Here is a 25107-nt window from a genome sequence, read left to right on the forward strand (position 1 = left end):
GTGGGGAGGTTTAGGCGCCGGCTTCAGGTACGCCGGCGCTTCATCTCGCTGCGGACGACGAACAGGACGGCGGCGATCAGCATCAAATCCAGCGCGAACCAGGTCAGCGCGTAGCCGAGATGGCTGTTGGGGAAGCTGACCACCGTCAGGCCGCCAACGGGAAAGCCGCCGGGGTTGCGGGCCGAATCGGCGTCGATGAAATAGGGGGCGGCCCGTTCCAGGCCGTTGGCGGCGGCGATGGCGGCGACGTCGCGCGAATACCAGCGCCCGGCGGCCGGGTCGTTGGAGCGCAGGAAACCGCCCTTCGGCTCGGTCAGGCGGAGGAGGCCGGTGACGGTCACGTCGCCCTGCGGCTGCCCGGCGGCACGGCGGGCTGGATCGCGCTTCTCGGGGGGGACGAAGCCGCGGTTGACCAGGACGGTGAAGCCGCGGTCGGTGACGAGCGGGGTCAGCACCCAGAAACCGCCGCCGAGATCGCTGACCGCCTGCACCAGCGCCTCGCGGTCGTGGAGGAAGCGTCCGGTGGCGGTCACCCGCCGGTATTCGTCCGAAGAGGTGGAGACGGCGGGCCATTCCTCCGGCCCGGGTGCAGGCACCGGGGCGGCGTGGATGCGGGCCTCCACCCGATCGATCAGGTCGAGCTTCCAGGCGCGGCGTTCGAGCTGCCAGACGCCGAGCGCGGTCAGGCCGGCGATGCCGGCCAGCGCCAGAAGGCCGAAGAGGGCCAGCGCCCAGACCGGGCGGGCCCCCTTCGGCGCGCCGCCCGCGGGAGGTGCGGGCGGCGCTGCGGGTTGCTGGCTCTTGCGGCCGGCGGATGTCACGGCAGCTTGCTCATGTCCGGGGTCATGCCCGGCATCATGTTGTGGTTCAGGTGGTACATGACCCACAGCGAGCCCGCGAACATGATGACGACGACGATCAGGGTGAAGATCATCGCCAGCATCGACCAGCCGCCTTCGACGCGGCCGTTCATGTGGAGGAAATACACCATGTGGACCAGGATCTGGACCACGGCGAGCGCCAGGATGATGACCGTGGTGGTCATGGTGTCCAGCGTGCCGGTCATGACCAGCCAGAACGGGATGACCGTCAGGATCACCGAAAGGACGAAACCGATCATGTAGCTGCCGAAGGTGCCGTGGGCGCCCGCGGGGTGGCCGTGGTCGTCATGCCCGTGGCCGTCATGGCCATGACCGTGGCCCTGATGGGCATGATGATCGCTGTGCGCGTGGGTGCTCATCGCAGCATTCCCATCAGATAGACGTAGGTGAAGACACCGATCCAGATGACGTCCAGGAAGTGCCAGAACATGCTGAGGCACATCAGGCGCCGGCGGTTCGCCGGGATCAGGCCGCGGCGGGAGACCTGCACCATCAGCGTCACCAGCCACACGCTGCCGAAGGTGACGTGCAGCCCGTGGGTGCCGACCAAGGTGAAGAAGGCCGACAGGAAGGCGCTGCGGCCGGGGCCGGCCCCCTGGTGGATCAGGTGGGCGAACTCGTACAGCTCGATCCCGAGGAAGCAGAGGCCGAACAGCAGCGTGATGGCGAGCCACGCCTGTGTCTGTCCGGTCCGGCCCTTCTCCATCGCCAGCATGGCGAAGCCGTAGGTGATGGAGGAGAGCAGCAGCATCGAGGTGTTCAACGCCACCAGCGGCAGGTCGAACAGCTCCTTGGGCGTGGGACCGGCTGCATAGCTGGTGCCAAGGACCCCGTAGGTGGCGAACAGGACCGCGAAGATGAGGCAGTCGCTCATCAGGTAGATCCAGAAGCCCAGCGCGGTGCTGGCGGCCTCGTGGGCGTGCTCGTCCCTGACGTAGAAGACGGGAGGGGTGGCGTCGCGCGGGGCATCGTGCCCCGCGTGGCCGCCATGCATGGCATCAACGGTCGTCGTCATGGCGTTACACCTGTCCGGAGAGCAGACGGGTCCGCTCGTTCTCGGTCGCCACGACCTCCTCCACCGGAATGTGGAAGTCGCGGTTGTAGTTGAAGGTATGGCCGATGGCGACCACCAGCAGGGCGATGAAGCTCACCGCGGCGAGCCACCAGATGTGCCAGACCATGGCGAAGCCGAGCGCCACGCTGATCCCGGCCAGGATGATGCCGGTCCCGGTGTTGCTGGGCATGTGGATCGGGCGGAAGCCGTCGAGCGGACGGGCGTAGCCGCGCTTCTTCATGTCCCACCACGCGTCGTTGTCGTGGATCATGGGGGTGAAGGCGAAGTTGTAGTCCGGCGGCGGCGAGGAGGTCGCCCATTCCAGGGTGCGGCCGTCCCACGGGTCGCCGGAGACGTCGACCAGCTGCTTGCGCTTCAGGATGCTGACGGCGATCTGGATCAGGAAGGACCCGATGCCGAGCGCGATCAGGAAGGCGCCGAAGGCGGCGATCTGGAACCAGATCTGCAGCGACGGGTCGTCGAACACGCGCAGGCGGCGGGTGACGCCCATCAGGCCCAGGACATAGAGCGGCACGAAGGCGAAATAGAAGCCGATCACCCAGAACCAGAAGGACAGCTTGCCCCAGAACGGGTCGAGGCGGAAGCCGAAGGCCTTCGGCCACCAGTAGTAGATGCCGGCGAACAGGCCGAACAGCACGCCGCCGATGATGACGTTGTGGAAGTGGGCGATCAGGAACAGGCTGTTGTGCAGCACGAAGTCGGCCGGCGGCACCGCCAGCAGCACGCCGGTCATGCCGCCGAGCACGAAGGTCAGCATGAAGGCGATGGTCCACATCATCGGCAGCTCGAACCGGATGCGGCCGCGGTACATGGTGAACAGCCAGTTGAAGATCTTCGCACCCGTCGGGATCGAGATGATCATCGTCGTGATGCCGAAGAAGGAGTTCACGCTGGCGCCCGACCCCATGGTGAAGAAGTGGTGCAGCCACACCAGGTAGGACAGGATGGTGATGACGACGGTCGCATAGACCATCGAGGTATAGCCGAACAGCTTCTTGCCGGTGAAGGTGGAGGTCACTTCCGAGAAGATGCCGAAGCAGGGCAGGATCAGGATGTAGACTTCCGGATGGCCCCAGATCCAGATCAGGTTCACGTACATCATGGGGTTGCCGCCCATGTCGTTCGTGAAGAAGTGGGTGCCGGCATAGCGGTCGAGCGACAGCAGCACCAGCACCGCGGTCAGGATCGGGAAGGAGGCGACGATCAGGACGTTGGTGCAGAGCGAGGTCCAGGTGAAGACTGGCATCTTCATCATGGTCATGCCGGGCGCGCGCATCTTGATGATCGTGCAGATCAGGTTGATGCCCGACAGCGTCGTGCCGACGCCCGCCACCTGCAGGGCCCAGATGTAATAATCGACGCCGACGTCCGGGCTGGCCTCCAGCCCCGACAGCGGCGGATAGGCCAGCCAGCCGGTGCGGGCGAACTCGCCGACGAACAGCGAGGTCATGATCAGCACGGCGCCGCCGACGGTCATCCAGAAGCTGAAATTGTTCAGGAACGGGAAGGACACGTCGCGTGCGCCGATCTGCAGCGGCACGACATAGTTCATCAGACCCGTCACGAAGGGCATCGCGACGAAGAAGATCATGATCACACCGTGGGCGGTGAAGACCTGATCGTAATGGTGGGAATTGAGGTAGCCCTCGCTGCCGTTGAAGGCGATGGCCTGCTGGGCGCGCATCATGATGGCGTCGGCGAAGCCGCGCAGCAGCATGATCAGGCCCAGCACCATGTACATGATGCCGATGCGCTTGTGGTCGACGGTGGTGAACCACTCGTGCCACAGGTAGCCCCACAGCTTGAAGTAGCTGAGGGCCGCGACCAGCGCGATGCCGCCGAGCACGACCGCGCAGAAGGTCGCGACGAGGATGGGCTCGTGGTAGGGGAAGGACTCCAGGCTGAGGCGCCCGAAGAGGAAGGTCGTCAGTGTCTCAAGCATGCCGGTGTGCCCGATCAGGGATTGGCCAGCCGCTGCGGCCCGGCCGGGAACCCGGTGGCGGACGCGCTGGTCGGCGTGACGTTGGGGCGCTGCACGGCGCCCGCGTTGGTGGCGCCCGCGACGGACGCAGCCGTGCCGGCGGCGGCCGCTTCGACCACCTCGGCGACGGTGCAGAGGCCGGTCTGGCCGGCGTCAGGGAAGCCGGCCAGCGTGTTGGCCCGCAGCACGCCGTTGGCGGCGGCCATGCCGCCGGCGTTCAGGCCGCCCGCACGGTCGATGGCGGCCATGTCGCTCATGCACATGGTGCCGGGACGCACGCACATGTTGACGACGGCCTGGAACAGCTTGGGATCGACGGCGCCGAAATGCTGGACCGGCACGTTCTCGCTCGGCTTTTCCAGCGCGAGGTAGCCGTTGCGGTCGAGCGAGCCGCCCGCCGACCTCACCTTGGACACCCAGCCGTCGAAGTCGCCGTCGGACAGGCCGAGGAAGGCGAAGCGCATGTGCGAGAAGCCGGCGCCGCTGTAGTTGGACGAGAAACCCTTGAAGGTCCCCGGCTCGTTGATGACGGCGTGAAGCTTCGTCTCCATGCCCGGCATGGCGTAGATCATGCCCGCCAGCGCCGGAACGTAGAAGGAGTTCATCACCGTCGAGGCGGTGATGCTGAAGCGGATCGGCCGGTCGACCGGGGCAGCCATCTCGTTCACCGAGGCGATGCCGTATTCCGGATAGACAAACAGCCACTTCCAGTCGAGCGCCACCACCTGCACGTCCAGCGGCTTGGTGCCGGCCGGGACGGGCTTGCCGGCCGCGATGCGGTCGAGCGGACGGTAGGGGTCGAGCTTGTGGGTGGTGACCCAGGTGATGGCACCCAGGCAGATGATGATCAGCAGCGGGGCGGCCCAGATCACCAGTTCGAGCTGCGTCGAATGGTCCCAGTCCGGTTCGTAGCGGGCCGTGCTATTCGACTGACGGTAACGCCAGGCGAACAGCACGGTTAGCGCCATGACCGGGACGATGATCAGGAGCATCAGCAGGGTGGAGATGACCACGAGGTCACCCTGCTGGCTTGCAACGTCGCCGGACGGGTTCAGCACGACCAGGTTGCAGCCACTCAACGCTGCCATCAGTGGCAGCAGGGCGATTGCGCGATAACGGCTCAAGGCAGGACCTGTATCAAAGGTTTGCTTTGGGGAGACAGCTAGCGACAATGCCCTAGCTGCGACATTGGACAATTTGTCCAATGCGCCCGCCTGCGCGCTTGACAGATCACCGAAGGTTAAGGTGACATATTGTATGATCTGCGGATCATCGCAAGCGAAACTCTATCTCTTTGTTTGACGATCGGATTCACGCTTCAAATCGATTCCGATTTTACGCGATCCGATCTAACGCAGCCGGAGCCGACATGATGACTTCATCGATTGCGGCGGTCGAACGGGATGCGAGGCTGGTGAACGCGCGGCATCACGGGATCAATCCCGGCGAGATCGCCATCGGCGTGATCATCGGCCGAACGTCCGAGTTCTTCGATTTCTTTGTTTACGCCATTGCTTCCGTGATCGTCTTTCCGAAGCTGGTGTTCCCCTATGTCGATCCGCTGACCGGGACGCTCTGGTCCTTCGCCATCTTCGCGCTGGCCTTCGTCGCGCGGCCGATCGGCACCTTCATCTTCATGGCCATCGACCGCAATTACGGGCGCAGCGCCAAGCTGACCATCGCCCTGTTCCTCTTGGGTGGGTCGACCGTCTCGCTGGCCTTCCTGCCAAGCTACGAGGCCATCGGCGTCGCATCGGCCTGGCTGCTGGCTCTGTCGCGGATTGGGCAGGGCGTGGCGCTCGGCGGGACCTGGGACGGGCTGGCCTCGCTCCTGGCGATGAACGCGCCGGAGAAGCGGCGCGGCTGGTATGCCATGATCCCGCAGCTGGGTGCGCCCATCGGTCTGATCGTGGCGAGCGGCTTGTTCGCCTATTTCGTCAACAGCCTGTCGGCGGAGGATTTCTTCGCCTGGGGCTGGCGCTATCCCTTCTTCGTGGCCTTCGCCATCAATGTGGTGGCGCTGTTCGCCCGCCTGCGGCTGGTGCAGACTCCGGAATTCGAGCGACTGTTCCAGAACCGCGAACTGCAGCCCGCCCCGGTGGTCGAGACGCTGCAGATGGAAGGCCGGCGGGTGGTGATCGGTGCCTTCGCGCCGCTGGCGAGCTTTGCCCTGTTCCACATGGTCACCGTGTTCCCGCTGTCCTGGATTTTCCTGTTCGCGCGGGAGGAGACCGGGGTCTTCCTGCTGATCGAGGTGATCGCCGCCGTGTTCGGCACGCTCGCCATCGTCGCCTCCGGCTTCATCGCCGACCGGGTCGGGCGGCGGACGCTGCTGGGCGGCTGCGCCGCCGCCATCGCGGTGTTCAGCGGCTTCGCCCCGCTGCTGCTCGACGGCGGCAAGGTGGGCGAGTTGGTCTTCATGGTGCTGGGCTTCGTGATCCTGGGCCTGTCCTTCGGCCAGTCGTCGGGATCGGTGGCGTCCGGCTTCAGCCAGCAGTACCGCTATACCGGGTCGGCGATGACGTCCGATCTGGCCTGGCTGTTCGGGGCCGGCTTCGCGCCCTTCGTGGCGCTGTTCCTGTCCAGCCAGTTCGGGCTGATCGCGTCGGGCCTCTATCTGCTGTCGGGAGCGGTCTGCACGCTGGTCGCCCTGCGGGTCAACAAGACGCTGTCGTCCTGACATCGGCCAGCTTGTCCGGCAGCCGCGTCCCGCGTGGCGGCTGGGCAGACTGAGCGCCCCCGGCGGGCCGGCCGCCGTCGGGCCGCCGACTCAGCCGGGCGTCTGCCCGGCGGGTTGAAAGCGGAGGATCGCGGGCGTCCGCATGTCCTCGGCGATCGGAGCGTCGCCGGCGGCGCCGCGCATGGCGGAAACCGGACGGGGAAAGCCGCTGCGACCGCTGTAGTCCGGCACCGGCAGGCTGCGGTACCGGGCCTCTTCCCGGTGCAGAGCCTGGGCGCAGACCAGATCCAGCGCCGTCGTCGCCACCACCGCGCCGAAGGCGATTCGGGCATTGTCGGCACGCGGGTTGTCTTTCGATCCAGAGGCCATTCCGGCGGCCAGCGTCGCCATGTCGGCAGCGTCGCCGGCGATGCGGCTCCAGATCCAGGGTTTGGGATCGCCGAGCGCCAGCAGGCCGACACCGGTGACGATCTCACGCACGCCGTAGGCGCGGATCAGGGTGGTCTTGTCCTCCATTCCCATCCAGCGGGCGATGCTGCGGCCGGCCATCAGTTCGGCGACGCCGAGGCCGATGCTGAACCAGCCCAGGCCGCGGGCGAGGGTATCGGCGGGGGATGATCGGTCGTAATAGGCCATGGCGTCACCTTCAGGGCTTGAGGACCACCTTGATGCAGCCGTCCCGCTTGTCGCGGAAGGTCTTGTACATCTCGGGGCCCTGGTCGAGCGGTACGGTGTGGGTGATGACGAAGGACGGGTCGATCTGTCCCTCCTGGATGCGGTTCAGCAAGTCGTCGGTCCAGCGCTTCACATGGGTCTGGCCCATGCGGAAGGTCAGGCCTTTGTTCATCGCCATGCCGAAGGGGATCTTGTCGACCAACCCGCCATAGACGCCGGGGATCGACAGCGTGCCGGCCGGGCGGCAGACATACATCATCTCGCGCAGCACATGCGCCCGGTCGGATTCCAGCATCAGTGCCTGCTTGGCACGGTCCATCATGCTGTCGATGGTGGCGGTGGCGTGCGCCTCCATGCCCACCGCGTCGATGCATTTCTCGGGGCCCTTGCCGCCGGTCAGCTCGTTCAGACGCTCGACGACGCTTTCCTCTTCGAAATCGATGGTGATGGCGCCGCCGGCCTTGGCCATGGCCAGGCGTTCCGGCACGCGGTCGATGGCGATGACCTGCTTGGCGCCCAGGAGCACGGCGCTGCGGATCGTCATCTGCCCGACCGGGCCGCAGCCCCAGATCGCCACGGTGTCGGTCGGCTGGATGTCGCACTGTGCCGCCGCCTGCCAGCCGGTGGGGAAGATGTCGCCCAGGAACAGCACCTGTTCGTCGGTCAGCCCTTCGGGGATCTTGATGTGGGTGCGGTCGGCGAAGGGCACCCGCACATATTCGGCCTGGCCGCCGGCATAGCCGCCGGTCAGGTGGGTGTAGCCGAACAGCCCGGCGGTGGTGTGGCCGAACAGCTTGTCGGCCAACGCCTTGTTGCGGTTGGAGCGTTCGCAGACCGAATAGTTGCCCCGCCTGCACTGGTCGCATTCGCCGCAGAAGATGGTGAAGGGCACCACCACCCGTTCGCCGACCTTCAGCGCACTTTTGGCCTCGGCGCCGACCTCCATCACCTCGCCCATGAATTCATGGCCGACGATGTCGCCCTTCTCCATGCCCGGCATGACATTGTCGTGCAGGTGGAGGTCCGAGCCGCAGATGGCGCAGGTCGACACCCTGACGATGGCGTCGCGTGGATGCTCGATCTCCGGATCCGGAACCGTGTCGCAGCGGATGTCGTTGGCACCGTGCCAGACCAATGCTCTCATGGCGGTTCCCCGATGATGGCGGCGTGAGTTTCATGCACAGCAACAGGACCTGCGGGCGGAGCGTTCCGCCGCCGGTCGCGCCCGGCACCGGGATCAGAGGATCAGCGCCTTTTCGCGGGCGACGCTGCCGGACAGGGTCGCAGTCTCGCGCTCGTCCAGGCAGTTACGCAGGGCGGGGAAGTCGATCTCCTCCTCCTGCCGGATGTGGCCGTCGACGATCCGCTTCAGGTCCAGCGCGACGGCGAGCCAGCGCGGATCGTCCTTCGGCGTCCGTTCCAGCGTGAAGAGATGCATCTTCATCTCGGCATGCTCGCCATAGAGATGCCTGGCATCCTCCTCCTTCCGTGCCTGCTCGTGAAGCATCGGATAGACGACATCCTCCTCGGCCATGGCGTGGGCGGCGAGCCGGCGTTTCAGGCGCAGCAGCAGCTGCGTCCGCCGGATCGGCGCGTCGATGGAGGTCTGGACCATCTCCGCCAGCAGGGCCTGGATGTGGCGGTGGTCATGGATCAGCGCGTCGAAGCCGTCGCGGCCGGTCGACGCGCGGGCCGAACCGGCCAACTGCGCCACCACCGGCGGCAGCAGGCGGCTCGCCACCACGGCCACCACCGCTCCGCCGGCCATCATCGCCAGCCCGCGCGCGGACAGCCAGCCGGTGGTCCCGCCTTCATCCGAATAGCGTGGCATGACAAGCCTCCTTCCAGTCGATTGGATCTTCAGGCCGGAAACAGGCGGCACGGCCGGGCGTTCCGGGTTTTCATACGGCGGGGGCGGAAGGCCGAACGGCGGTCGTCACCAGAAGCAGGAGCACCACCAGGGCGGTGAAGAACAGGTAGGATTGCAGGATGTTGAGCGGCGTGCCGGCGAGGTCGCTCAGCGGTTGGAAGAAGTCGTTGCTCATGATCGCGAAGGCGACGCCAAGCACCAGCAGGTCGCGCAGGCCGTTGGGCAGGCCCATCCTGGCGCGGTCGATCAGGACGAACAGCAGGAAGGCGAAGGCCGGCAGCAGCACGCCGTAATGCGGTACCCACGAGATGGGGGAACCGACGGTGAAGCACAGCCCCGCCACCAGGAAGGAGGCCATCCGGTCGCGCATGCCGCCGCCGATCCGCCAGAACAGCCCGAACAGGACGAACAGGATGCCGGACAGCAGGGTCGCGGCATGGACGAGCGGGTGGTAGGGGGCGAAGGCGCTGCCCCGCCATTCGGTATCGCCGTTGGTGGTCGACAGCAGGTTGGGTCCGTTCTGGAGCAGGCGGTGCAGCAGCCCGTTGACGGTCTGGTTCGAATAATAGCTTTCGCCATGCTGGCCGAGGAAGGAGAGCACGTCGAGATAATGCAGCGACGGGCGGAGCCCGTAGAGGGCGCAGGCCGCCGCGAAGCCGGGTCCGACCACCGCTGCCCAGCCGAGCGCGAAGCGCCATTCCTTCCGAACCAGCGCCCAGACCAGGAAGAGCGACATCTGCGGCTTGATCAGCGTCGATGCGCCGAGCAGGGCGCCGGCTAGCGCGCGCCGGTCGCGCAGGAAGAACAGGGCGGCGAAGACGAAGGCCATGTTCAGCCACACCTGGATCTGGCCGACCGCGAAAGCCTTCACGATCGGGTAGAAGCACAGGGTGGCGACCGCGCCCAGGGCGGCCAGGGTCAGCCGGCCGACGCCGTTGCGGGCCGTCCGGTCGAACCCCATGCGTTCGGCCAGCTCGCGCATCAGCAGCGCCATGCCGGCCGCCGTCGCGACGACCATCAGCAGGTTGATCAGGGCATAGACGCGCAGATGCAGCAGGCCGACCGCGGACATCGCCTCCATCACCAGAAGGGAGGTCAGCGGGTACTGGAACTTCACATGCTGGGTGAAGAAGACCGCATCGTAGACGTTTCCCTGCCCTCGCCCCTGCCCGTGCTCGTGCAGCCAAGTGAAGGCGGTCATCATGGGTTCCCAGGAATCGAGCGGCAACCGCCCCGGCGATCCCGCGAAGATCAGGACCAGGACGTCCCACACCGTGGTATCGCCGCTGCCGCCGTCCAGATAGGGCCGGAACACGACGCCGAGCAGCGTGTCGGCGCACAGGACGAACAGGAAGGCGGAGGCAAGCGCCCAGGCAGCGAAACGGTGGGCGCGTTCCAGGTCGCCGGCACGTCCCGGCGACGCGCCGGCCGCGGCCTTTGCGCCCCTTTCCGCAACCCCGTCCGCGGCGTGCACGAATGGCTTCGATTTCATTTGGCAACCACTCCCTGGCGTTTCTTTTCCGGCTTCGACCGCCGTCGAACCGGAAAACTATGCCAGAGGCCGCAGGCGGGGGAATGTGCCCCTCCCGTGCCGGACAGGAGTAACGCCATTACATGCCATGGCTCCGCAGCGGTAGCCGACTACCCCAGGGTTTCCAGGGTGGGGGCATTGGGGCACAGGCGGCCATGCGCCGCGCAATCGCCGCCATTCGCGCCGCCATTCGCGCCGCCATTCGCCAGGATCCGGGCGCAGGCGCGCGCCTTGCGGCAATGCATGCACACCCGCACCAGATCCTGCATCAGGTCGGCCCGGTCCGCCTCCAGCGCCGCCGCGTCGATGCCGTGCAGGACGAGAGCGGCAGGCAGAAGGGACTGGACATGGTCGGCATGCGCGGCGGCGGTAAGATCGGCCTCCGTCAGGCCGGCATCCTGCAGGACGGCCTTGCGGTCCAGCGGCTCCAGCGCCAGCAGCGCATCCAGCTGGCGGCTGGTGCGCCAGCGGTCGAGCAGGGTGGCGCACCAGCCCTTGCGGACGAAGGCATCCGGAGAGGCGTTCGGAGGGATGGAAGCGGGAAGCGGCATGGCGGGCGTCCTCCAATTAATCACTCGATTAATATTGCCGGAGGATGGCCACGGTGCCTTGATCCAGATCAGCCCTTCGCGGAACCGGGGAGCAAAGAGCCGGCGTTGCCGGGGGCCGGGGCCAGCATGCCGGCGGTGACGAAGCTGGTGATGGCGTTCAGAATTTCGTCGGGATCGTCCAGATTGACGATGCCGGGCGCCATCTCCTCCAGCCGGTGGGTATCGGAGAAGGCGTAGAGGTAGGCGCCGATCATCAGCGTCATCCGCCAGTAGACGTCCTTTCCCGACAGGTGCGGCAGCGCTGCCTGCAACGCCTCGGTGAAGAGGCGGGTGGAGGGCTCGTAAGCCTCGTTGCGCAGCTTGTAGGAGATTTCCGGCGGTTCGGTGTGCAGGCGGGCCTGCAGGCGCATGAAGGTGCGGCCGGCCGCCGTCGCCCGCATCGACAGCGCGGGCATCAGGAAGGCACGCACGATGTCCTCGACCGAGGGCGGCGTGCCGGAGCGGCGCAGGGCGTCCATCCGCTGCACCCGGTCCTCGGCGATCTGGCGGCCGCGGCGCAGGAAGACCTCTTCGAACAGGCCGTATTTGGAGCCGAAATAATAGTTGATCAGCGCCTGCGTCACCTGGGCGGCATCGGCGACGTTGCGCAGGCTGGTCCCGGCATAGCCGAGGTTGGCGAACTCGATCTCGGCGGCGTCGAGGATCTCGTCACGGACGTTGCTGACGCCCTCCGGCCGGCCGGGGCCTGCCCGGCGGCGTTGCGCCGGACGTCCCCGCTTGCCTGCCGTCCGGGATTCGGCTCCGTCATCCGGACCCTTGGCAACCGCCTTCGACTGTGAACTCGTTGATTTCATGGTGTCCGTAGAGGGTTCTTCCCCGTCGCGGACACGTATATCACCGTTGGACAAAGGCGCATCCAGTCCTTTTACAGGTTCAGCACACGGTCCGCGGGCACGACGTCGCCGTATTTCTGGGCGATGTCGAACAGGTTGGCCTCGTGCGGGGCGAGCGCGCGATCACCGACGCAGTCCGACAGCACCACCGGGCGGAAGCCGTGGCCCATGGCGTCCACCACGCTGGCCCGCACGCAGCCCGACGTGGTGCAGCCGGCGACCAGCAGCGTCTCCACCCCCTTCTGCGTCAGCCACGGTGCGAGGCCGGTGCCGAAGAAGGCGGACGGGTTGGTCTTGCGCACCACCAGCTCGCCTGCCGCCGGGGTCAACTGCGGGACGATGGCGCTGGCGGGGGCGGCCTCGGTCAGGGTCAGCATGCCGGGAACCTTGATCGAGAAGATGGTCGCGTCGGACCCGTCGTCGGCATAGACGATCCGGCTGTGGGCGACCGGCCAGTCACGGCTGCGCGCCTCGGCCAGCACCGTCACCGTGCGGTCGATGGCGGCGGGGATGTTGCCGCCGCCGAATATGGCAGGATCGGCGAAGCCGTTGACAAAATCGACGATCAGCAGGCCGATCCGCCCCTGGAGGCCGAGCGACCGGCCGAAGCCCTGGCGCTCGTAGACCGCTTCGGTCTTCTCGCTCATGACACGTTCTCCTCTTCAAGAATGCGGCCCTCTCGGACCATTTCGCGGCCGTCGAGCGCCACCGTGCAGTTGCGCATGGGGATGTCGATGTGGCAGGCGGTGGTGCGCGATCCGCCGCCCTCGTTGTTCGGTCCCATCGAGAACAGGAAGTTGCCGGCGAAGGCGCGGGCGTCCATGCCGATGGTGCCCTCGCGGTCGTAGAGGCCCAGCGTCGACCAGCGCGCCCGCCGTTGCAGGCCCCAGCCGATGTGGGAGACGGCGTAGGCCTCCGGATCGGCGAAGACCTCCATGTAGTCGTTCAGCAGATCGGCATCCATGCCGCCGGCGATCGCGGTGACATAGCCCTTCTCTACCGTCATCTCGATGCGGTCGGTGACGTAGGACTTCATCGGCAGCAGGATGTCGCCGCGCTCCAGCACGACGCGGCCCTCCGCCTTGCCCTCGTTGGGGAAGGTCAGGCCGAAGCCGCTCGGCCAATGGTCCCAGCGGCCGGGCGCGTCGACGAAGCCGTATTCCTGGACGGCCGGGAACTCGCCCAGCGGCATGCGCAGGTCGGTGCCGGCCTTCGAAGTCACCGTCATTTCCTTCGCAGCCGCCATCAGGGCGGCGGCGCGGCCGACGCGCTCCTTGTCCTCCAGGCTGGGGAGCAGGCGGACCAGCACTTCGGGCGGTTCGACGGCCAGCAGGATGCGGGTGCCGCTCTCCAGGATCTCCGCCTGTTCGGGGGAGAAGAGCAGCGTCATCAGGTCCAGCACGATGTCGCTTTCCTTCAGCGCCGCGATGGCGGCGCGGTTCCCGGTCAGCGGCGTGGTGCCGAGATAGGCCAGGCTGTCGCGGCTGTGCGCGTGCTCCGCGTTCATCGGCGGAAGATCGAGCCGGTTCACCACCGCGCCCATCAGCCCGGCGGCGATCCCGGCGGTGCGCAGGGTCTGCGGGTGGGTGCCGGCGCTGGTCAGCAGGGTGACGGTGTTCCCGGGCTTCAGGTTGGACAGGGTGAGGACATGGGTCCAGGCACGGACCATGTCGGCGTCGCTGACGGACATCGTGGGGGTCCTTTCATGTGGGGAGTGATTGGACTGCTTGACCTTTTGCCCCCTCCCTAGCCCTCCCCCGCTGACGCGGGAGAGGGGGACTGCCGCCGATCTGGCGCGTGCTCCCTCTCCCGTGAAACGGGGGAGGGTCGGGGAGGGGCAGAACGCCGTGCTTCAGACCAGCTTGCCGAGGAAATCGCCGAAGGCGCGGTAGAAGCCCTCCTCGTCGTCCCAGGGGATCATGTGGCCGGCATTCTCCACCCGGACTAGACCGATGGCTGGGTTGAGGGCGCGGATTTCCGCCTCCTCCTCCGGCAGGATCACGTCGCCGCGGCCGGCGGCGATCAGCAGGGCGGGGCAGGGGATGCGGGGGAGGTCGACGTGGATATCGTCGGTGCTAAAGCCGTCATAGGCGGTGACGATGGCCCGCTCGTCGCAGGTGTGCAGCCATTCGGCGCGCAGGCGGAGCTGACCGTCGGTCCAGGTCGGACAGAAGGGGCGCATCGCCTCCAGATCGGCGCCCTGCGCCATCAGCCGGATGGAATCGACGTACCAGGGAAGTTGCGCTGGATAGGGACGGCGGCCCGGCCCCGACACCGGCGGATCGACCATGGCGAGGCAGCCCGGTGTGGCACCATGGCGGCTGACCGCGCGCAGGCCGATGCGGGCACCCATGGAATGGCCGACCAGGGCGTAGTCCTCCAGCCCCAGCGCCACCGCAAAGGCGGCGACGTCGGCGGCCATGGCGTCCAGCCCGTAGTCGAGGCAATCGGAGGCCTCCGACAGGCCGCGGCCGCGGATGTCCAGCACATAGGTGTCGAATCCGCGGCCGAAGCGCTCGGCGACGAAGCCCCAGGTCACCGCCGGGCTGGTGATGCCCGGCACGATCACCACGGGGCGGCCGGAGCCGCCATAGCGCAGGTAATGCTGGCGGATGCCGTTGGCGCGGATGTTGGCGCCGTAGAGGAAGCTGCTGTCCGATCCGTTGGTCATGCCGTCCTCCCTCAATATGCGCCGGACAGCAGGGCGCCGGCACCGGGTACTGCCGGCTTCAGGTCCAGTGCCTTCAGCATGGCGTAGGTGGTGGCGACGGCGGCGGTGATCACCGGCTTGCCGGTCATCGCCTCGACCTTCGCGATCACCGGCAGCGATGGCATCTGGACGCAGGCCGACAGCACGATGGCGTCGACGGTGCTCGTGTCCATGCCGGCGACGATTTCCGGCAGGCGTTCCGGGTCGTGGCGGCCGACGGCGATGTTGTCGGGGATCTCCAGCGCCCGCCAGTCGGCGACCTCCACCCCCTCATGCTCGATGTAGTCGATGACGAGTTTCGTCAGCGGCTTCATGTAGGGGGCGACCAGGGCGATCCGCCTGGCGCCGATGACGGGAAGCGCGTCGACCAGCGCGCCGGCGCTGGTGATGACGGGGGCGGGGGCGCCGTTCTCACTGGTGCGGCCTTGCAGGCGCTCCTGCGAGACGCGGTGGTAGCCGCGGCCCATGCTCATGATCGCGACGAGGCAGGCATAGCCCAGCACATCGACGCGGGCGTCGGTCAGCTCAAGCGCGCAGCGGTCGGATTCGGCGTCCATCGCCGCCAACTCCTCCTTGGCAACGGTCTTCATCCGCATGCGGCTGGAATGGAAGGTGAAGCGGGTGCCGTGCGCCAGCGCGTGCGCGGTCAGCATCGCCGGGATCTCGGTCTCCATCGTCGTGTTGGAGCTGGGGACGATCTGGCCGATGCGGTAGGTTTTGGTGGTCATTCGGGCGGTCCCTCAGGCGGCGAGTTCGGAGGTGGCGGCGACGGCCGGGCGGAACTTGCGGGCGTCGTATTCGTAGACCCAGTTGGCCTGGATGCCGGTGGCCTGGGGATTGATCAGGCCGCGCAGCCAATAGACGAGGTCGCGCTTGGCCTGGGCCAGCGGGGAGGGCAGGTGGTAGGTGCGCCCGCGTTCCCGCGCCTCCAACTGCACGCGGCTGGTGCGTGGCAGGCGCTCGCGCTCGTAATCACGCAGGGCGGAGGCGACGTCGTGGCCATGCCCGTCCAGCGAGGCGGCCAGGACATAGGCGTCCTCGATCGCCATGGCGGCTCCCTGCGACAGGAAGGGCAGCATCGGGTGGGCGGCGTCGCCCATCAGCGTGACGCGGCCCTTCGACCAGCCGGTCATCGGGTCGCGGTCGAACAGGCCCCATTTATAGACGGTGTCGACGCGCTGGAAGAGAGTTTCGACATTGCGGTGCCAGCCCTGGAAGGCGTTCAGCAACTCGGTGCGGCTGCTGGGGGCGTTCCAGTTCTCCTCCACCCATTTGCTGGTCTCGGCGACCGCGACGATATTCACCGCCTTGCCGCCGCGGACGTAATAGGTGACGACGTGGCTCTTGGGGCCGAACCAGAAGGACGCCTCGGGCGCCACGAAATCCACCGGGCCGCCAACCGGCACCACGGCGCGATAGCACATGTGCCCGGTGAAGCGCGGCGCTTCCGGCCCGAACAAGGAGGCCCGCACGGCGGAGCGCACGCCATCCGCGCCGACGATCAGGTCGGCCTCGTATTCGCTGCCATCGTCGAAGGTGGCGACGGCGCCGTTGGCATCCTGCCGGACGCCGGTGCAGCCGACGCCGAAGGTCGCGATGCCGTCCGGCACCACCGAAGCGAGGATGGAATGTAGGTCGGCGCGGTGGATGTGGATGAAGGGCGCGTCGTACAGGGTCTGGCAGTCGGTCAGCGGCGTGCGGAAATTCTCCCGAGCCGTCCGCCAATTGCGGCCGGCCAGCGCCCGCGGCAGAAAGCCGGCCTCCAGCATCCTGTCGAGAAGGCCCAGCGTCCTGATGACCTTGACGGCGTTCGGCGTCATCTGGATGCCGGCGCCGATCTCGCCAAAGCCGGCGGCGCGCTCGAACAGGCGCACCTCGAAGCCCCGTTGCAGCAGGCAGCCGGCCAGCGCAACGCCGCCGATGCCGCCGCCGACGATTCCGATACGCGGTTTGGTTCTCACTCTGGCCCTCCAAGGGAATAGCCGATTATTAATCGGTCGGTCGTTTAATTAATGTCGGTCTGGGACGCCGGGGATTTGGCGGCAGGCGGCCACCTCCCTAACCCTCCTCCTCTTCGAGGGAGAGGGGACTGCCGCCGTCCTTCGCTTAACCCTTCAAGTGTCCTGCCCCCTCTCCCGCCAGAGGCGGGGGAGGGATGGGGAGGGGGCCGCCGCCCCCGCCGTTCACCCGCCCAGATAGGCCTTTAGCAACTCCGGATCACCGCGCAGCTCGGCGGAGGGCCGGGCGGTGGTGATGCGGCCGGTCTGGACGACGTAGGCACGGCTGGCGACCGACAGCGCGTTGTGGATGTTCTGTTCGACCAGCAGCACCGTCACGCCATGGGCGTTGATGGCGCGCACCACCTCGAACACCTCGTCGGCCATGCGGGGGCTGAGGCCCAGGCTGGGTTCGTCCAGCATCAACAGGCGGGGTTCCGACATCAGGGCGCGGGCGATGGCCAGCATCTGCTGCTCGCCGCCGCTCAGCGTCCCTGCCATCTGTTTGGCCCGTTCGCGCAACCGTGGGAAACGGTGGAAGGCCATGCCCATGCGGGTACGCACCTCGTCCTTCGAGCGGCAGAGATAGGCGCCGAGCGCGATGTTCTCCTCCACCGTCATGCCGGGCCAGACATGGCGCTCTTCCGGGCAATGGGCGATGCCGGCGGCGACGATCTCTTCCGGCGGGCGGTTGGCGATCGGCTGTCCGTTCCAGAGGATGCTGCCCGACCGCGCCTTCAAGAGGCCGGAGATGGCGCGCAGCGTCGTGCTCTTCCCGGCGCCGTTGGCGCCGATCAGGGCCACCGTCTCGCCGGCATGGACCTCCAGCGAGATGCCGTGCAGCGCAGCGGTGCTGCCGTAGGACACATGCAGATCCTGCACCTGCAGCACCGGCTCGCCGGAAGAGGACGTCCTGACCGGCGCGGTCATCATGTCGATGCTCATGCTGCCGCCTTTCCCAGATAGGCTTCGGCGACCTTCGGGTTGCTCAGGATGGCGCGCGGCTCCCCTTCGGCCAGCATCTGGCCGAAATTGAGGACGACGATGCGGTCGCACACGCCCATCACCAGCTCCATGTTGTGCTCCACGATCAGCAGCGACTGCACCGCGGTGCCGACCAGCGTCTTCAGCGTCTCGCCGAACACGCCGGCCTCGTGGCTGTTCAGGCCGGCGGCCGGCTCGTCCAGCATCAGGAGCGTCGGCTTGGCGGCCAGCGCCACCGCGACCTCCAGCAGGCGCAGCTCGCCGCAGGACAGCAGGCTGGCCTGGACGTTCATCCGGCGGGACAGACCCATTGTCTCGACGATGGCGGATGCGCTTTCCCGCGCCTCCCGCTCCGCCCGGCGGACCGTCTCTCCGGGGAAAAAGGTGGCGAGAAGCGACTGGCGGCCCGCCATGTAATGGCCGGTCAGCACATTCTCGAACACCGTCAGCCGCTTCATCACGTTGGTCTTCTGGAAGCTGCGGATCAGGCCGAGCCGCGCAATGGCGTGCGGCTTGTGGCTGGTGATGTCGGTGCCCTTGAAGAAGACCCGTCCCTCGGTCGGCGTGTAGAAGCCGGTCAGCATGTTGAAGCAGGTGGTCTTGCCGGCGCCGTTGGGGCCGATCAGCCCGACGATCTCGCCGGGGTTCACGGTGAGTGCGACCTGCTTGACCGCGGTGATGCCGCCGAAGCGCATGGTCAGGTTTTCGGCGCGCAGCAGCGGCCCGGCCTGGGGGGAGGCGGTCATACGGTGCGCTCCTCTATGGCGTGGGAGATGGCGGGGCGGTCGCCGCGCTGCTCGCGGCGCTGGGCGATGAAGCCCATCAGGCCGTTGGGCAGGAAGAGGACGATCGCCATCACGATCAGGCCGAACAGCGACAGGCGCAGTTCCTGCAACTCGCGCAGGTATTCCTCCAGCAGCGTCACGATGACGGCCCCCACCACCGGGCCGATCAGCGTGCCCTTGCCGCCCATCAGCACCATTATGATGATCGTCGCCATGAAGGAGAAGCGGAACACCTCGGGCCCGACGAAGGAGATGTAGAAGGCGTAGAAGCCGCCGGCCAACCCGGCCAGGAAGGCGCCCAGGACGAAGGCTTGCATGGCGGTGCCGAAGGGGTTCACGCCGATGGACTGCGCGACGTAGCGGTTCTCTCGCACCGCCACCGCGGCGCGGCCTGCGTTGGAATAGACGAAGCGGTAGGACAGGTAGAAGGTCAGCGCCGTCAGCCCCAGCACGATGGCGAAGAAGGCGCGCTTGTCGGCGATGCCTCCTTGCCCGATGCCGGCCAGACCCATGGGGCCGTTGGTGACGCCGATCCAGTTGTTGGCGATCAGCCGCAGCACCTCGGCGAAGGACAGGGTGACGATCACGAAATAGGGGCCTTGCAGCCGCAGCGTGACGGCGCCGATGGCGAGCCCGAACAGGGCGGCGACCACTCCCGCCGCCGGAACCGCGGCCCACATCGGCCAGCCGGCATTCACCGACAGCAGCGCCGCGGTGTAGGCGCCGGTGCCGAGGAAGGCGGTGTGGCCGAGCGAGAATTCGCCGACATAGCCCACCACAAGGTTCAGGCTGTTGGCGAGGATGGCGTAGAACAGCGCCATGACGGCGAGGTGCAGGATGTACTGGTCGGTGACCGCGAAGGGCAACAGCGCGGCCAGCCCCAGGAAGCCCAGGAGGATGTTGCGTTCGAGCGTCATGTCAGGCCCTCTCCGCCCGGATCGAGAAGAGACCCTGCGGCCGCAGCACCAGGATCAGGATGACCAGGATGAAGCCGATGATGTCGACCATGCCGGTGGCGACGTAGCCGCCCCACAGCGCCTCCGCGACACCCAGCAGCAGGCCGCCGGCGATGGCGCCGGGAAAGCTGCCCATGCCGCCCAGGATCACCACGACGAAGCTCTTCAGGCTGACCAGCCCGCCGACCGACGCCTGGGCCGAATAGATGCTGGCGAGCAGCATGCCCGACAGCGCCGACAGGGTGCAGCCGAGTGCGAAGGTGGCGGCATAGACCTGTCCGGTGCGGATGCCGGCAAGGCTGGCGGCCATCGGATCCTGGAAGGTCGCCCGCATGGCGCTGCCCAGACGGGTGCGGTGGATGATGGCATGGGCGGCGAAGATCAGCGCCACGCCGATGACCATGGCGAGCAGGCGCATCTTGGTGATGGTGACCGGGCCGAGGAAGATCGGCCCTTCGGTGATGGCGCGAACGACCTTCATCGGGGCCGGGCCGACCGCCAGCAGGGTGATGTTCACCAGGAAGATCGACAGGCCGATGGTCAGCAGGATGCCCGGCTCCTCCCCCTGGCCGCGGACGCGCTCGATCAGGAAGCGGTCGACCGCCCAGCCGAAGCCGCCGATGACCAGCGCGACCACCACGAGGCCGGAGAAGAAGTCGAGCCCGAGATGGGTGGTGACGAACCAGCCCACCACCCCGCCCAGCATGTAGAACTCGCCATGGGCGAAGTTCACCACGCGCATCAGCCCGAATATCAGCGTCAGCCCGAGCGCCGACAGCGCGTAGAAGACGCCGACGACCAGCCCGTTCGCCAGGAATTGCAGGAACAGATCCATTGCGGTCTCGCCTCAGTATGGCGTGGCGGAGGACGGCGTCACTGCGGGGCCTCGACGGGCGAGGATGCGATGACCTTCGGCATCCCGCCTTCGATCCGCACCAGCACGGCGTCGAAGCCGTAGGCCTGCCCCTTGGCCGTGAAGCGGTAGACGCCGTTGGGGGCCTCGTAGCTGGTCTTGGCCAGTGCGGAGCGGATCGCTTCCGCATCGGTGCTGCCGGCCCGCGCCACGGCCTGGACGACGATGTTCAGCGCGTTGTAGCCGGCGGCGCCGTACTTGCCCGGCTTCACGTTGTATTTGGCCTGATAGGCCTTCACGAAGTCCTGGTTGCGCGGGGTCTCGACGCTGGAGACGTAGGGGACGGCGGCGTGGATGCCCTCCGCCGCGTCGCCGGTCAGGTTGATGAAGTCGGCGGTGGCCCAGGATCCGACGCCGAACACCTTGCTTTGCAGGCCCATCTCCTGGAACTGCTTGACCAGGATGGAGCCGTCCTGGGTTTCCGCGGCGACGAAGATGCCGTCGGGCTTGGCCGCGCGCAACTTGGTCAGCAGCGTGAAGAAATCGGTGGTGCCGTGGTCGAAATACTCGGTCAGCGCGGTCTTGACGCCGAGCGCCGAGAGGTCGCGGGAGAATTCCTCCACCCCGCCGCGGCCCCAGTCGTCGTTGACGCCGACATAGGCGACGCTCTTCAGCTTCAGGTCGGTGGCGAGGATCTTGGCGAAGGCCTTGGCCATCAGCGCGTCCGTCTCGGCGGCGCGGAAGAACCAGGGGTTGTTCTGCTCGGTCAAGGCGGCGCTCGACGACACGCCGGTGACCAGCGGGATCTTGTATTTTGCCGCCACCGGCATGATCGCGGCGGTGGCGGAACTGCAGAAGGCACCGACCAGGACCGCGACCTTGTCCTTCTGCACCAGCTTTTCGACGGCGTTGACCGAATTGGCCGGGGCGCATTGCCCGTCCTCGATCACCAGTTCCACCGGCTTGCCGAGCACGCCGCCCTTGGCGTTGATCTGTTCGATCGCCAGCCTGGCGCCCTCGACCACCGATTTGCCGTTATAGGCGACGGAGCCGGTCAGCGGCTCGACGAGGCCGATCTTGACGCTGTCCTGCGCATCGGCGGGACCCGCCGCGGCAAGGGTCGCGGTAAGGGCCGTCAGCGCGCATCCCAGAACGTACCGGTTCATCTCAACCCTCCTGTTCGATTGTGGTTTTGGCTGCGGGCGGATTTCGTGGTGTCCACGCATATCGCCCGGCCACCCTGCCCAGCCTTTGTCTCCGTCGTGAGGCCAAGCGTGGCGGTAGCCCCCATTCGGGGTGCTTATGTGTCTGTTTTCATATCGTTGATCGATTTTATTATTCGATCAATTAATTTCTTGGCCAACGTTAATGAGGGCTGATGCCCCCTGTCAATCCTGTTTTTGGGCCGGCTGCCCGTTCAGGTCCCACCGGCTGTTTCGCCATTGCCGGGGCCGAAAGCGATCCGGCAGCCATTCCATGGGCTTACCGCACTGCAAACTGTGGGCCATCAGTGAGGGGGATGCTGAGCGGAGCGATGCGGAGGCGCGCAGGGGTTGCGAGCCGAAGAGTGTAGCGCGGGTATTGGACGAAACGTGAGCAGTCGATGGACTGGACGGCACTCTGCCGATTCAGGAGGCAGATTCTGGCAGGGTTAAGCTGGGCCGTTCCATAGGCTGGCTGAGCAGCCTGAGGGCGTCCGACTGTCGAATGGTGCTGTTCGGCAACCCGCCGTTGATGAACGCATGGAGGTTATGCATTCAGGGAATCCCTCCGTTCTTCCATCTCTATTGTTCTGGAGGCGGAGAGTGTCCTAATATCAGACTCCCCCCAATTTCGGGTTTGGCGCCGATGCCGTCCCGACAGAACCCAGCTTCAGGCCCCGCGGTGACCGACGGTGATGGCGTCTTCTCACATAATCGTCGGTGGCGCCACCTGGTTCTACCTGTCGAGCCGGTATGGCGTGGGATTCGACGTGGTCGCCTTCGGGGCGGCCATTGTGGGAGCGTTGGCGCCGGACATCGACCATCCGAAATCGATGCTGGGTCAGTTGGTGAAGCCGCTGTCCACCGCGATCTCCAACATCTTCGGTCACCGCGGCGTCACCCATTCGGCGCTCGCCATCGCCGGCTGCCTGTGGGTGCTGCATGAGCATGCGGCCTATCAGCACCTGCTGATCCCCTTCATCGTCGGCTATCTCACCCATCTGGCAGGCGACCTGCTGACACCGGCCGGTTTGCCGCTGCTGTGGCCGATCAAGCGGCGGCGCAACTTCGCCCTGCCGATTTTGAAGACCGGCGGCTTTTCCGAACAGCTGGCGGTGACGCTGATGGCGGGATGGATGATTTCCGGCCTGTTTGCCGGGGGCTGGCCGGAATGGCCGCTGCAACGTCCGTGGCGCTCGGTCGTGGCCGCGGCGCAGACCTATCTGGGAGAAGGCGGGACGGAGAAGGCCGCACCCCCGGTCCCGGTCCGCAAACCGTCGGAAGCTACAAGGCAGAGGCCGCTGAAAGGTTAGCGTTTCGTGCGTTTAATATGAAACGCACGAAACGCTAGCCTTATGTTTGGCGATCGGATTCACGCTTCAAATCGATTCCGATTTTACGCGATCCGATCTAAACCGCGGGGCCATACGGGGAATCGCGTATTCCCGATTATCGGCAGCTCTTCGAAGATCGATGAAAGCAAAGGGAAACGGCCGCCGGTCAGGCGGCTCCGGCGGCGTCCGGTTGCGCCGCCCCCCTCGTCCCGTCTTCGCAACCGGCCGGCCGGGTCCCGTCCATACGCCTGCCAAACCCAGGGAGATTGCGATGATCCATGGCGACATCACCAGCAGCAACGACACCGTCGGCGTTGCCGTCGTCAATTACAAGATGCCGCGCCTTCACACCAAGGCGGAGGTGCTGGAGAACGCGCAGAAGATCGCCGATATGCTGATCGGCATGAAGACCGGCCTGCCGGGCCTCGATCTCGTGATCTTCCCCGAATATTCGACCCACGGGATCATGTATGATTCCAAGGAGATGTACGAGACGGCCGCCACCATTCCCGGCGACGAGACCGAGATCTTCGCCACCGCCTGCCGCAAGGCCAAGGTGTGGGGCGTCTTCTCGCTGACCGGCGAACGGCATGAGGAGCACCCGCACAAGGCGCCCTACAACACGCTCATCCTGATGAACGACCAGGGCGAGATCGTGCAGAAATACCGCAAGATCATGCCGTGGGTTCCCATCGAGGGCTGGTATCCTGGCAACTGCACCTATGTGTCGGAGGGCCCGAAGGGCCTGAAGGTCAGCCTGATCATCTGCGACGACGGCAACTATCCGGAAATCTGGCGCGACTGCGCCATGAAGGGGGCCGAGCTGATCGTGCGCTGCCAGGGCTACATGTATCCGGCCAAGGACCAGCAGGTGCTGATGGCCAAGGCGATGGCCTGGGCCAACAACGTCTATGTCGCGGTGGCGAATGCCGCCGGCTTCGACGGGGTCTATTCCTACTTCGGTCATTCGGCGCTGGTCGGTTTCGACGGCCGCACGCTTGGCGAATGCGGCGAGGAGGAGTACGGCATCCAGTACGCCCAGCTGTCCAAGTCGCTGATCCGCGATTTCCGCAGGAACGGCCAGTCGGAAAACCATCTCTTCAAGCTGGTGCACCGCGGCTACACCGGCATGATCAACAGCCATGACGGGGTGAAGGGCGAGGCGGCCTGTCCCTACGACTTCTATCGCCAATGGGTGAGCGACCCGGAGGGAACGCGGGCGATGGTGGAATCCTTCACCCGGCCGACCGTGGGGACACCCGAATGCCCGATCGACGGTATCCCGTCGGAAGAGCCGGCGCACCGCTGACCGGCGGCGCTCCGGATCCATGGCAAAAGGCGGCGGCATGGTGCTCCAGACCTACCGGTTGGACCGGGAACCCTATTACTGCCCGACCGGCGACGAGATCGCGCTGTTCGAGGCGGCCCATGCCGACCGCATGCCGGTGATGCTGAAAGGGCCGACCGGTTGCGGCAAGACCCGCTTCATCGAGCATATGGCCTGGCGGCTTGGCCGGCCGCTGGTCACTGTCGCCTGCAACGAGGATCTGACGGCGTCGGACCTCGTCGGCCGCTACCTGCTGGAGGCGGAGGGAACCGTGTGGCAGGACGGGCCGCTGACGCTGGCGGTCCGCCACGGCGCCATCTGTTATCTGGATGAGATCGTGGAGGCGCGTGCCGACACCACCGTCGTCATCCATCCCCTGACCGACGAGCGCCGGGCGCTTCCGCTCGACAAGCGCAATGAGCTGGTGGCGGCGCATCCCGACTTCCAGCTCGTGATCGCCTACAATCCCGGATACCAGAGCGTGGTGAAGGATCTGAAGGAATCCACCAAGCAGCGCTTCGCAGCCCTGGAGTTCGGCTATCCAGCCGCCGGGATCGAGGCCGACATCGTCGCGCATGAGGCAGGGATCGGACCGGATCTGGCCCGCCAGGTGGTGGCGGTCGGCGAGCGCAGCCGCAACCTGCGCGGCCGTGGGTTGGAGGAGGGGGCGTCCACCCGCATGCTGATCCATGCCGGCCGCCTCATCGCCCGCGGGGTGGCGCCCGAGGCCGCCTGCCGTATGGCCATCGTGCTGCCGCTGACCGACGATCCCGACCTGCGCGATGCGCTGGCGGCGGCGGTCGGCGCCTGCTTCTGACCGGC

Annotated in this window: 25 protein-coding genes; 4 read left to right on the plus strand and 21 right to left on the minus strand. The window is 66.7% G+C overall.

Going from position 1 to position 25107, the window contains the following annotated elements; all coding sequences use genetic code 11:
• Positions 1–23: 23 nt before the first annotated feature.
• From AL072_RS30580 to cyoA, 5 genes are read right to left on the minus strand one after another with little or no spacing between them, the layout of a single operon-like run.
• The gene (locus AL072_RS30580) at positions 24–821 is read right to left on the minus strand and encodes an SURF1 family cytochrome oxidase biogenesis protein (RefSeq protein ID WP_082109238.1); all 798 of its coding nucleotides are present in this window, start codon (positions 819–821) and stop codon (positions 24–26) included.
• Positions 818–1240 (minus strand): cytochrome o ubiquinol oxidase subunit IV, encoded by a 423-nt coding sequence (cyoD, locus tag AL072_RS30585; protein ID WP_045584741.1) that lies wholly within the window; start codon positions 1238–1240, stop codon positions 818–820. The genes AL072_RS30580 and cyoD overlap by 4 nt, the downstream gene beginning before the upstream one ends.
• The gene (cyoC, locus tag AL072_RS30590; RefSeq protein WP_425388622.1) at positions 1237–1896 is read right to left on the minus strand and encodes a cytochrome o ubiquinol oxidase subunit III; all 660 of its coding nucleotides are present in this window, start codon (positions 1894–1896) and stop codon (positions 1237–1239) included. Before cyoC ends, cyoD begins: the two co-directional genes overlap by 4 nt.
• A gap of 4 nt (positions 1897–1900) precedes the next feature.
• Entirely contained in the window at positions 1901–3898 is a 1998-nt protein-coding gene (gene cyoB / locus AL072_RS30595) for a cytochrome o ubiquinol oxidase subunit I (protein ID WP_045584742.1), read from the minus strand.
• Between the two features lie 14 nt (positions 3899–3912).
• Positions 3913–5061 (minus strand): ubiquinol oxidase subunit II, encoded by a 1149-nt coding sequence (cyoA, locus tag AL072_RS30600; RefSeq protein WP_045584743.1) that lies wholly within the window; start codon positions 5059–5061, stop codon positions 3913–3915.
• 245 nt (positions 5062–5306) lie between these two features.
• On the opposite strand from cyoA, the gene AL072_RS30605 reads away from it, so the two are divergent.
• Positions 5307–6617: an MFS transporter gene (locus tag AL072_RS30605; RefSeq protein WP_045584744.1), complete on the plus strand. Its 1311-nt coding sequence runs from the start codon at positions 5307–5309 to the stop codon at positions 6615–6617.
• A 90-nt stretch (positions 6618–6707) separates the two neighbouring features.
• On the opposite strand, the gene AL072_RS30610 is transcribed toward AL072_RS30605, so the two are convergent.
• The 16 genes from AL072_RS30610 to AL072_RS30685 form a co-directional block, all read right to left on the minus strand.
• On the minus strand, positions 6708–7253 hold the full coding sequence (locus AL072_RS30610) for a hypothetical protein (RefSeq protein WP_045584745.1): 546 nt from the start codon (positions 7251–7253) through the stop codon (positions 6708–6710).
• A 10-nt stretch (positions 7254–7263) separates the two neighbouring features.
• Positions 7264–8436, minus strand: coding sequence for a zinc-dependent alcohol dehydrogenase (locus tag AL072_RS30615; protein WP_045584746.1), 1173 nt, complete (start codon positions 8434–8436; stop codon positions 7264–7266).
• Between the two features lie 93 nt (positions 8437–8529).
• A complete protein-coding gene (locus AL072_RS30620) occupies positions 8530–9123 on the minus strand; it encodes a hemerythrin domain-containing protein (protein WP_045584747.1) in 594 nt (197 codons plus the stop codon).
• A 70-nt stretch (positions 9124–9193) separates the two neighbouring features.
• A complete protein-coding gene (locus AL072_RS30625; RefSeq protein WP_052710307.1) occupies positions 9194–10654 on the minus strand; it encodes a glycosyltransferase family 87 protein in 1461 nt (486 codons plus the stop codon).
• A gap of 149 nt (positions 10655–10803) precedes the next feature.
• Positions 10804–11244 carry a hypothetical protein gene (locus AL072_RS30630; RefSeq protein ID WP_045584748.1) on the minus strand — a complete coding sequence of 147 codons (441 nt, stop codon included), beginning with the start codon at positions 11242–11244 and terminating at the stop codon, positions 10804–10806.
• A 68-nt stretch (positions 11245–11312) separates the two neighbouring features.
• Positions 11313–12098, minus strand: coding sequence for a TetR/AcrR family transcriptional regulator (locus AL072_RS30635; protein ID WP_045584749.1), 786 nt, complete (start codon positions 12096–12098; stop codon positions 11313–11315).
• Between the two features lie 71 nt (positions 12099–12169).
• Positions 12170–12784 carry an isochorismatase family protein gene (locus tag AL072_RS30640; protein ID WP_045584750.1) on the minus strand — a complete coding sequence of 205 codons (615 nt, stop codon included), beginning with the start codon at positions 12782–12784 and terminating at the stop codon, positions 12170–12172.
• Positions 12781–13827: a 2,5-dihydroxypyridine 5,6-dioxygenase NicX family protein gene (locus AL072_RS30645; RefSeq protein ID WP_045584751.1), complete on the minus strand. Its 1047-nt coding sequence runs from the start codon at positions 13825–13827 to the stop codon at positions 12781–12783. Before AL072_RS30645 ends, AL072_RS30640 begins: the two co-directional genes overlap by 4 nt.
• A 162-nt stretch (positions 13828–13989) precedes the next feature.
• The gene (locus tag AL072_RS30650; RefSeq protein WP_045584752.1) at positions 13990–14808 is read right to left on the minus strand and encodes an alpha/beta fold hydrolase; all 819 of its coding nucleotides are present in this window, start codon (positions 14806–14808) and stop codon (positions 13990–13992) included.
• Positions 14809–14819: 11 nt separating this feature from the next.
• Positions 14820–15575, minus strand: coding sequence for a maleate cis-trans isomerase family protein (locus tag AL072_RS30655; protein WP_045584753.1), 756 nt, complete (start codon positions 15573–15575; stop codon positions 14820–14822).
• A 12-nt stretch (positions 15576–15587) separates the two neighbouring features.
• Positions 15588–16808, minus strand: coding sequence for an FAD-dependent monooxygenase (locus AL072_RS30660; RefSeq protein ID WP_045584754.1), 1221 nt, complete (start codon positions 16806–16808; stop codon positions 15588–15590).
• Positions 16809–17030: 222 nt separating this feature from the next.
• Complete coding sequence (locus tag AL072_RS30665; protein WP_082109239.1) at positions 17031–17789, minus strand: ABC transporter ATP-binding protein; 759 nt, start codon at positions 17787–17789, stop codon at positions 17031–17033.
• Positions 17786–18574, minus strand: coding sequence for an ABC transporter ATP-binding protein (locus AL072_RS30670; protein ID WP_045584755.1), 789 nt, complete (start codon positions 18572–18574; stop codon positions 17786–17788). Before AL072_RS30670 ends, AL072_RS30665 begins: the two co-directional genes overlap by 4 nt.
• Positions 18571–19530, minus strand: coding sequence for a branched-chain amino acid ABC transporter permease (locus AL072_RS30675; protein WP_045584756.1), 960 nt, complete (start codon positions 19528–19530; stop codon positions 18571–18573). Before AL072_RS30675 ends, AL072_RS30670 begins: the two co-directional genes overlap by 4 nt.
• Position 19531: 1 nt before the next feature.
• Entirely contained in the window at positions 19532–20404 is an 873-nt protein-coding gene (locus AL072_RS30680; protein WP_045584757.1) for a branched-chain amino acid ABC transporter permease, read from the minus strand.
• 38 nt (positions 20405–20442) lie between these two features.
• Positions 20443–21588, minus strand: coding sequence for an ABC transporter substrate-binding protein (locus tag AL072_RS30685; RefSeq protein ID WP_045584758.1), 1146 nt, complete (start codon positions 21586–21588; stop codon positions 20443–20445).
• A gap of 731 nt (positions 21589–22319) precedes the next feature.
• On the opposite strand from AL072_RS30685, the gene AL072_RS30690 reads away from it, so the two are divergent.
• The 3 genes from AL072_RS30690 (at position 22320) to AL072_RS30700 (ending at position 25102) form a co-directional block, all read left to right on the plus strand.
• A complete protein-coding gene (locus AL072_RS30690; RefSeq protein WP_052710308.1) occupies positions 22320–22937 on the plus strand; it encodes a metal-dependent hydrolase in 618 nt (205 codons plus the stop codon).
• Positions 22938–23229: 292 nt separating this feature from the next.
• Positions 23230–24267 carry an aliphatic amidase gene (locus AL072_RS30695; protein ID WP_045584760.1) on the plus strand — a complete coding sequence of 346 codons (1038 nt, stop codon included), beginning with the start codon at positions 23230–23232 and terminating at the stop codon, positions 24265–24267.
• A 19-nt stretch (positions 24268–24286) separates the two neighbouring features.
• The gene (locus AL072_RS30700; RefSeq protein WP_200909966.1) at positions 24287–25102 is read left to right on the plus strand and encodes a CbbQ/NirQ/NorQ/GpvN family protein; all 816 of its coding nucleotides are present in this window, start codon (positions 24287–24289) and stop codon (positions 25100–25102) included.
• The last annotated feature ends 5 nt before the right edge of the window (positions 25103–25107 follow it).

This window comes from Azospirillum thiophilum (assembly GCF_001305595.1).
Lineage (GTDB): Bacteria > Pseudomonadota > Alphaproteobacteria > Azospirillales > Azospirillaceae > Azospirillum > Azospirillum thiophilum.

Excerpts from the sequence above, each read along its gene's own strand:
- cyoD (WP_045584741.1), bottom strand. The coding sequence starts at position 1,240 with ATGAGCACCCACGCGCACAGCGATCATCATGCCCATCAGGGCCACGGT.
- cyoC (WP_425388622.1), bottom strand. The coding sequence starts at position 1,896 with ATGACGACGACCGTTGATGCCATGCATGGCGGCCACGCGGGGCACGAT.
- cyoB (WP_045584742.1), bottom strand. The coding sequence starts at position 3,898 with ATGCTTGAGACACTGACGACCTTCCTCTTCGGGCGCCTCAGCCTGGAG.
- AL072_RS30605 (WP_045584744.1), top strand. The coding sequence starts at position 5,307 with ATGATGACTTCATCGATTGCGGCGGTCGAACGGGATGCGAGGCTGGTG.
- AL072_RS30610 (WP_045584745.1), bottom strand. The coding sequence starts at position 7,253 with ATGGCCTATTACGACCGATCATCCCCCGCCGATACCCTCGCCCGCGGC.
- AL072_RS30615 (WP_045584746.1), bottom strand. The coding sequence starts at position 8,436 with ATGAGAGCATTGGTCTGGCACGGTGCCAACGACATCCGCTGCGACACG.
- AL072_RS30620 (WP_045584747.1), bottom strand. The coding sequence starts at position 9,123 with ATGCCACGCTATTCGGATGAAGGCGGGACCACCGGCTGGCTGTCCGCG.
- AL072_RS30625 (WP_052710307.1), bottom strand. The coding sequence starts at position 10,654 with ATGAAATCGAAGCCATTCGTGCACGCCGCGGACGGGGTTGCGGAAAGG.
- AL072_RS30630 (WP_045584748.1), bottom strand. The coding sequence starts at position 11,244 with ATGCCGCTTCCCGCTTCCATCCCTCCGAACGCCTCTCCGGATGCCTTC.
- AL072_RS30635 (WP_045584749.1), bottom strand. The coding sequence starts at position 12,098 with ATGAAATCAACGAGTTCACAGTCGAAGGCGGTTGCCAAGGGTCCGGAT.
- AL072_RS30640 (WP_045584750.1), bottom strand. The coding sequence starts at position 12,784 with ATGAGCGAGAAGACCGAAGCGGTCTACGAGCGCCAGGGCTTCGGCCGG.
- AL072_RS30645 (WP_045584751.1), bottom strand. The coding sequence starts at position 13,827 with ATGTCCGTCAGCGACGCCGACATGGTCCGTGCCTGGACCCATGTCCTC.
- AL072_RS30650 (WP_045584752.1), bottom strand. The coding sequence starts at position 14,808 with ATGACCAACGGATCGGACAGCAGCTTCCTCTACGGCGCCAACATCCGC.
- AL072_RS30655 (WP_045584753.1), bottom strand. The coding sequence starts at position 15,575 with ATGACCACCAAAACCTACCGCATCGGCCAGATCGTCCCCAGCTCCAAC.
- AL072_RS30665 (WP_082109239.1), bottom strand. The coding sequence starts at position 17,789 with ATGAGCATCGACATGATGACCGCGCCGGTCAGGACGTCCTCTTCCGGC.
- AL072_RS30670 (WP_045584755.1), bottom strand. The coding sequence starts at position 18,574 with ATGACCGCCTCCCCCCAGGCCGGGCCGCTGCTGCGCGCCGAAAACCTG.
- AL072_RS30675 (WP_045584756.1), bottom strand. The coding sequence starts at position 19,530 with ATGACGCTCGAACGCAACATCCTCCTGGGCTTCCTGGGGCTGGCCGCG.
- AL072_RS30680 (WP_045584757.1), bottom strand. The coding sequence starts at position 20,404 with ATGGATCTGTTCCTGCAATTCCTGGCGAACGGGCTGGTCGTCGGCGTC.
- AL072_RS30685 (WP_045584758.1), bottom strand. The coding sequence starts at position 21,588 with ATGAACCGGTACGTTCTGGGATGCGCGCTGACGGCCCTTACCGCGACC.
- AL072_RS30690 (WP_052710308.1), top strand. The coding sequence starts at position 22,320 with ATGGCGTCTTCTCACATAATCGTCGGTGGCGCCACCTGGTTCTACCTG.
- AL072_RS30695 (WP_045584760.1), top strand. The coding sequence starts at position 23,230 with ATGATCCATGGCGACATCACCAGCAGCAACGACACCGTCGGCGTTGCC.
- AL072_RS30700 (WP_200909966.1), top strand. The coding sequence starts at position 24,287 with ATGGCAAAAGGCGGCGGCATGGTGCTCCAGACCTACCGGTTGGACCGG.